The sequence below is a fragment of the Flavobacterium weaverense genome, from assembly GCF_003688495.1.
In the GTDB taxonomy this organism is placed as follows: domain Bacteria; phylum Bacteroidota; class Bacteroidia; order Flavobacteriales; family Flavobacteriaceae; genus Flavobacterium; species Flavobacterium weaverense.
Map to the genome: position 1 here is coordinate 99,127 of NZ_REFH01000013.1, position 6,640 is coordinate 105,766.

General features: G+C 32.6%; 5 protein-coding genes. 2 read left to right on the forward strand and 3 right to left on the reverse strand.

The window, feature by feature from the left end; genetic code table 11:
• Positions 1-2: 2 nt before the first annotated feature.
• Complete coding sequence (gene pdxH, locus BC961_RS14255; protein WP_121926538.1) at positions 3-647, forward strand: pyridoxamine 5'-phosphate oxidase; 645 nt, start codon at positions 3-5, stop codon at positions 645-647.
• A gap of 162 nt (positions 648-809) precedes the next feature.
• A complete protein-coding gene (locus BC961_RS14260; RefSeq protein ID WP_121926539.1) occupies positions 810-1,313 on the forward strand; it encodes a CAP domain-containing protein in 504 nt (167 codons plus the stop codon).
• Positions 1,314-2,110: 797 nt separating this feature from the next.
• Here the strand turns inward: BC961_RS14260 and BC961_RS14265 are convergent.
• The 3 genes from BC961_RS14265 to BC961_RS14275 form a co-directional block, all read right to left on the reverse strand.
• Positions 2,111-4,051, reverse strand: coding sequence for an OmpA family protein (locus tag BC961_RS14265; RefSeq protein WP_121926540.1), 1,941 nt, complete (start codon positions 4,049-4,051; stop codon positions 2,111-2,113).
• An 11-nt stretch (positions 4,052-4,062) separates the two neighbouring features.
• Positions 4,063-4,980 carry a PorP/SprF family type IX secretion system membrane protein gene (locus tag BC961_RS14270; RefSeq protein WP_121926541.1) on the reverse strand — a complete coding sequence of 306 codons (918 nt, stop codon included), beginning with the start codon at positions 4,978-4,980 and terminating at the stop codon, positions 4,063-4,065.
• Between the two features lie 150 nt (positions 4,981-5,130).
• Positions 5,131-6,640 (reverse strand): gliding motility-associated C-terminal domain-containing protein (locus BC961_RS14275; RefSeq protein WP_121926542.1); only part of this gene is annotated, 1,510 nt, incomplete at its 5' end.

Here is a 6,640-nt window from a genome sequence, read left to right on the forward strand (position 1 = left end):
ACATGAACGACTTAAGTAATTATAGAAAATCCTATGAGAAAAGTGAATTGTTAGAATCTAACATTCCTGAAGACCCAATTAACCTTTTTAACAGATGGTTTCATGAAGTAGAAGACTTTGGTGGAGACAGCGAAGTTAATGCGATGACGGTATCTACAATTGGATTAGATGGCTTTCCCAAGTCTAGAGTAGTATTGCTAAAAAAGTTCACAGAAGAAGGTTTTATTTTTTACACGAATTACAATTCGGAAAAGGGTAAGGCTATAGAGGAAAACGCTAATGTGTGTCTTTCGTTTTTTTGGCATACTTTGGAACGTCAAGTAATTATTAAAGGAATTGCAACTAAAACGCCAGCTCTCACTTCAGATAATTATTTTGAATCAAGACCACATGGAAGTAAGTTAGGAGCGATTGTATCAAACCAAAGTGAAGTTATTCCCTCGAGAGCTTTTTTAGAAGAAAACCTGAAGCAATTAGAAGGTGATTATGAAGGAATTGTTATTCCGAGACCGGATCATTGGGGAGGATTTTTAGTGACTCCTTTAGAGGTTGAATTTTGGCAAGGACGACCTAATAGATTACACGATAGAATTCGATATAAAAGTCAAGAAGATTTTAGTTGGAAAATTGAGCGATTATCTTCATAATGTAGGAAATATATATGTGTTAACATTTTATTAGTGTAGTTCATCGATTATTTTTGGTAGTTTAACGATGTTTTGATTATGTTTGATCTAAGAAAGAAACATATTATATAAATATTAAAGTTGTTTGCCCCACAATCTACTTTAAACTTAAACTACTAAATTATGAAGCTAACATTACTCCGTACATTATTGCTTGCAGCAGTAATCTGCACAATGAATTCTTGCTCTGCTGATAGTTCAGAAAACGAAACAGTAAGTACTACTGTAGAGAAAGTAGTTAGTTATAATTATAATACTATCGAGCTTGAAACTATGGAATTGATAAATGAACATAGAGTAAGCGTAGGACTTAACCGTCTTGAGAAAATCAATCACATGTCTTACAAATCAGAAGAGCATGACAATTATATGATTGCTAACAATGTTGTTAATCACAATGATTTCACTGCACGTTCAGAAAATATAATGAAAACTTTAGGAGCTAAGTCTGTAAGTGAAAATATTGCTTACAACTTCAACACTCCAGAGTCAGTTTTGAAAGCGTGGTTAGCTAGTCCTGGTCACAAAGAAAATATCGAAGGTAACTTCACACATTTTGGAATTGCAATAAAAGAAAACCCTGCTAATGGCAAAAAATATTATACTAATATTTTTGCAAAGATTTAAGTTGAATTTTTTATTATTAGAAGGTTGTCTTATCCCCAAAAGACAGCCTTTTATGTTTTATAATGTTTCTTAATTTCATATAACAAGATGTTGTTTAACAAGATATTGTTGTTAGTTGGTACCTTGATAATTTTAAAATACTAATCTCATTTTTGTAAACTGCAGAAAACGATTTCTTCTAAATTAAAACTTTCATTTCCACCCTCATTTTACTCCTGAGTACTATTTTGTAAACTTTGAATTAAAAGTGCGGCATTGAGCTTACTAACTAGTTTAAACATCGTGTATCACTCCTATTATAGTTGCACAATTTTATCTTCTACATTTTTAACTAGACGATTTTCACAACTTCATGAATATGTCGAAAAAGTAGTTTTTTAAAATTATTTAGTTTTGACTAATATTAATTTTTATATCGTTTCGAAATATCAAGTTTTGGCGCATAAATTTCATACTAATATTTTTTCACGTTGAGGTTTTATTGGTTTGATAGACTAATGTTGTAAAGATTGAAATAGCACTCGGTTTAAATAGAGTAGATGTGGTAGCTTTATAATTTTTGTGCCTCTAGTACATCTTAATTGAAAGTGTAAGGAAGTTTTATTTAGAATAGATGTTGGTCTTGATCTTTCTTCAAAATGAGTTGTAACGCTTCAATTAAATTTTATAGAATATTAAATGCAATAGTATTATTTAGCAATAACATTTAAATAGCAGAATAAGAAAACTGCTTGATTTGTAGAATAAGAAAAGGCTGTCAATACTGACAGCCTTTAGCTTTTGATAATGAATTTAATTTATAATGCGATTATAATAAATTCACTTCTTCTATTCATTTGGTGTTCCTCTTCAGTACAATCTACGTTATCAGCACATCTATTTACTAATTGCGTTTCTCCGTATCCTTTTCCAGTTAACCTATTTGAGTTTATACCATTTTTAACTAACCAGTTAATTGTAGATTTAGCTCTTCTGTCAGATAGATTTTCATTGTATTTAAATGTCTGTCTACTATCAGTGTGAGATCTAATATCTAATCTCATAGTTGGATTCTGATTTAGTACATCTAAAATTTTCTCTAAATCTAAGGCTGCTTCTTGCCTGATGTTTGATTTATCAAGATCAAAGTAAATCATTTTTATATTGAAACATTTACCTAGATCATCACCAATAGTAACTACACATTTAGAACTTTCTAATGCTATCGGTAGATACGTTTTTCCATATTCTGTTCCAACAGTTACTTTTTCTTCTTTAGTAGTGTAGTCAGTTTTTTGAGCTCTTACATAATATGTTTTACCACATTCAACGTCAAATGAATATTTTCCTTCACTGTCAGATGTTGTTGTGCTAACACTATTAAAGCTTTTATCAAATAAAGTAACTTTGGTATCAGGAAGAATCTTTTTAGTAGCTAAATCTGTTATTTCTCCGTAATGCACTTGTTGACAAGTAATTTTCTTTTGTTCTAAGAATTTATAGATATCATCATAACCCATTCCACCATCTCTATTAGAAGTGAAAAAACCTCTTCTCGATTTTGTATCTATTAGGTAAGCAAAATCATCCATAGGAGAGTTAATGTCTGAACCTAAATTTTTTACTTCTCCAAAAGATCCATCTTTATTAATAGGAGCGACAAAAACGTCTAATCCCCCTAAACCAGGATGTCCATTCGAAGCAAAATATAGTTCATTTTCATCACTGATAAAAGGAAAAGTTTCTCTTCCTTCAGTATTGATACTTTTGCCCACATTTACGGGCGTACTATAGCTACCATCACTATTTATTTTTACTTTAAATAAATCAGACAAACCTATAGTTTCTGACATGTCAGAGGCAAAATAGAGTTCGCTACCGTCTGGAGTTAGGGCAGGGTGAGCTACACTATAATTGTCACTATTAAAAGGAAGTTCCGTAATATTTCCCCATTTACCGTTTTCTAATTTCGCTCTGTAAATTTTTATTAAAGTAACTTTATTTGCATCTTTTCCTTTTTTTCCATCTAGATAATTGTTTCTAGTAAAATACATTGTTTTACCATCTTTCGTAAAAATAGGAGTAGACTCATTGAATTTAGAATTCACATTTGAATCAAACTTCTTTGGTTTACCGGGAGTCATGTCGTCACTTAAAGTAGCCGAATACAAGTTAGTAAAATGTTGATTAGTCCATTTATGCTTTCTTTGCTCAACATTTCCTGTATCTCTTGCAGAAGCGAAAATTAATTCATTCTCGTATATTGCAGTACCATAATCAGAATACTGAGAGTTAATACCTGCATCTTCAATTTTATACCTGCCTGAATTAGCTTTTATTGCGTCAAGATAATTTACATTTTTTATAAATAACTGTCCGCGGCTATCGTTTCCCGCTTTTTGATTGAACATTTCTAAATATTCATTAGCCTTTTCGTTCTCACCAAGAGACCTCAAAGTATGTGCGTAACGGAAATAATATTCTGGATCGATATTAGGTACATTCATTGCAAATAACTCACCGTACCATTTTGCAGCTTTTTCTAATTCTGCATTGAAATAGTAAGAATTTCCTAATTTCTTAAAAATATCTTCTGATTTATATCCTTTCTCAGCAACCTTTTCATAGGTTTTTATTGCGTCGATATAGGCATATCTTTCATACTGTTTGTCTGCTGCTGCAACTCTGCCTTTCTGTGAGTGCACATTAAGGGAAAAAGCAGTGATTATGATTATATATAAGAGTATATTATTTTTCATACTATTTTTTTTTAGAAGAATCTTGGAGTTGTAATTTTGTCGTTGTTTTTGAATATCTCGTAACGTAAGAATATCTCATGAGAACCAGAATTATAATTATTCAATCTAGTAGTTTCATGATCATATCCATATCCTATATACATTCCATCAGAAACTTGAAATCCAACCATCGCACTCAATGCTGCGCTCCATCTGTAAGCAAGTCCAACAGTGAACTTGTCTATGAACATGAAATTTGTTGAAACATCTAATTGAAGTGGAGCACCAGCAACAACCTTCGTTAAAACAGCTGGTTTAAATTTAACATCAGGACTTAAGTCAAAAACGTAACCTGCCATTAAATAATAATTGATCTTTTCTTTGAAGATAGCTATTTCATTGTCATCATATCTTTTTGATTCAATGAAGTTAGGTATCGAGAATCCAACATAACCTTTATCAGAATGTAAATAAAGTCCAGCACCCACGTTTGGTGAGAATTTGTTATCTATATTTTGCATTGAAGGATCTAAAGGAAAAGCATCCACAGGATTCAATTTTGTAATATCTAAGTTGAAAAGGTTAGCTGTTCCTTTTATACCAAATGATAATTTGTAATTTTCAGAAGTTGGAATCGTATACGATAAATCTGCTGAAATAGTATTTTCATTTGTTGGTCCAATTTTATCATTTATCAACGATACGCCAAGTCCAAGATTAGTCCCGTTAAGAGGTGTGTTGATCGAAGCTACGTTTGTAACTGGAGCACCATCTAATCCTACCCATTGCGTTCGATGCATTGCAAAAATACTCATCGCTCCTCTAGATCCGGCATAAGCTGGATTGATATTGATTGTGTTGTACATGTATTGTGTGTACTGTGCATCCTGCTGTGCAAAAGTCACAACTGTTGTAAACATCAAAAAGATTAAAAATATTTTTGTTCTCATAGTAGTTTTTTATTACGTTTAAACTAGTTCTTTTAAAAGAATTGAATTTTCCGTTAGTACAATGTTACTACTAAATAATGGTTTCAATTCACTTTTTTATAATCCTGAGGCCATAATTAATGAACCTCAGGATTTAAAATTAATTAAATATTATTTAGTAAGATATAGGTAACCGTCTTTTTTGTTAGTTCTAAGATCTCCATTTCCATCAACAGAAGTGTAGTTCAAGATGTAGAAATACGTTCCAGTTGGTAAACCTTCTGACTTGCTAATTGTTGTTCTTCCTCTTGAGATTCCTTCGAAATTATTACTTTGGTTATTATAGTTTTTAGTTTCAAAAACTAAAACTCCCCATCTGTTATATATTTCAACTGTGTTCTCTGGGTAACAAGCGCTGTTGTCGATATTGTCTATTACAAAGACATCATTGATACCATCACCATTTGGAGAGAAAGCATTGTGAACTAATATTGTTCCACATCCCAGTACTAAAGATTTTTCAACCTCTACTTTATCAGAAGCACTTACTTCTGTATTACTTGGTGTAAATCCAACTGCATTAGCGGTATTGATAACTGAATTGTTTGTTAAATCAATTTTAGTTACCGTGTAGCTTTCAGCAAATTCTTTAGAAGCACCAGGAACCAAACTAGGGATTGTTGAACTTAATCCTGTTAATGGGTCAGTAACTAGTATTTGATATAGTGTTACATTTCCTGTGTTTTTCACTTGGATTGTGTAATTTATTATATCTCCTACTAAACTATAGCCTGTTTCAGAAGCTGTTTTAACAACTTGTAATTTTGGGCTCGGAGTTAATGGTGTAATTGTACAATCTCTACAATCAGGTTTTGCAGGTACATTGCTAGTAGGAGTAGGGTCTGTTGAAGTAGCAGTTACTTTGTCTCCAAATGGTGGAGTACCAGTAACAGTAGCTAAGTTATAAACCACACCTTTATCTATATCCGCTTGAGTTATAGAGTATGTTCCGACAAACGCATTTGCGTTAGAAGCACCAATGTTTAATGTTATTGGACTTCCTGACATTACTAATCCTGGTAAAGGATCCGTTACCGTTACATTCGTGAGAGTTACATTTCCAGTATTCGTTACTACAAATTTAAAGGTTACTATATCTCCTATGTTAGTGATTCCATCTTTGTTACTATCAACGTATACACCATCTTTTGTAATTGCAATTCCGGCTTTTTGAGTCAGTGGTGTTACAGTAGGAGTATTGTTATCAACTGAAGTACCAGAGATATCTGTTACGTCATTTCCTTTTGGATCTTTCGCAGTTGCTAAAGCAGTGTTCACTACTTTACCAGCATCGATATCCGATTGAGTAATCGTGTACGTTCCTTTGATAGCCGAGCTAGAAGCACCTACTGCAAGAGTTGCAATTGGGTTTCCAGTAATGGTTAATCCTACCATTGGATCCGTTACTACTACATTGGTAAGCGAAGTATTTCCAGTATTTGTTACTGCAAAAGTATACGTGATTACATCACCTAGTTTACCTGTTCCACTTACTACCGCTGTTTTCACAAGCGCAATACGAGGTGTTTGCGTTATAGGCGTATCAGTAGGCGTGTTGTTATCAACTGAAGTACCAGAGATATCTGTTACATCTTTATTATTTGGATCTTGCGCTGTTGCT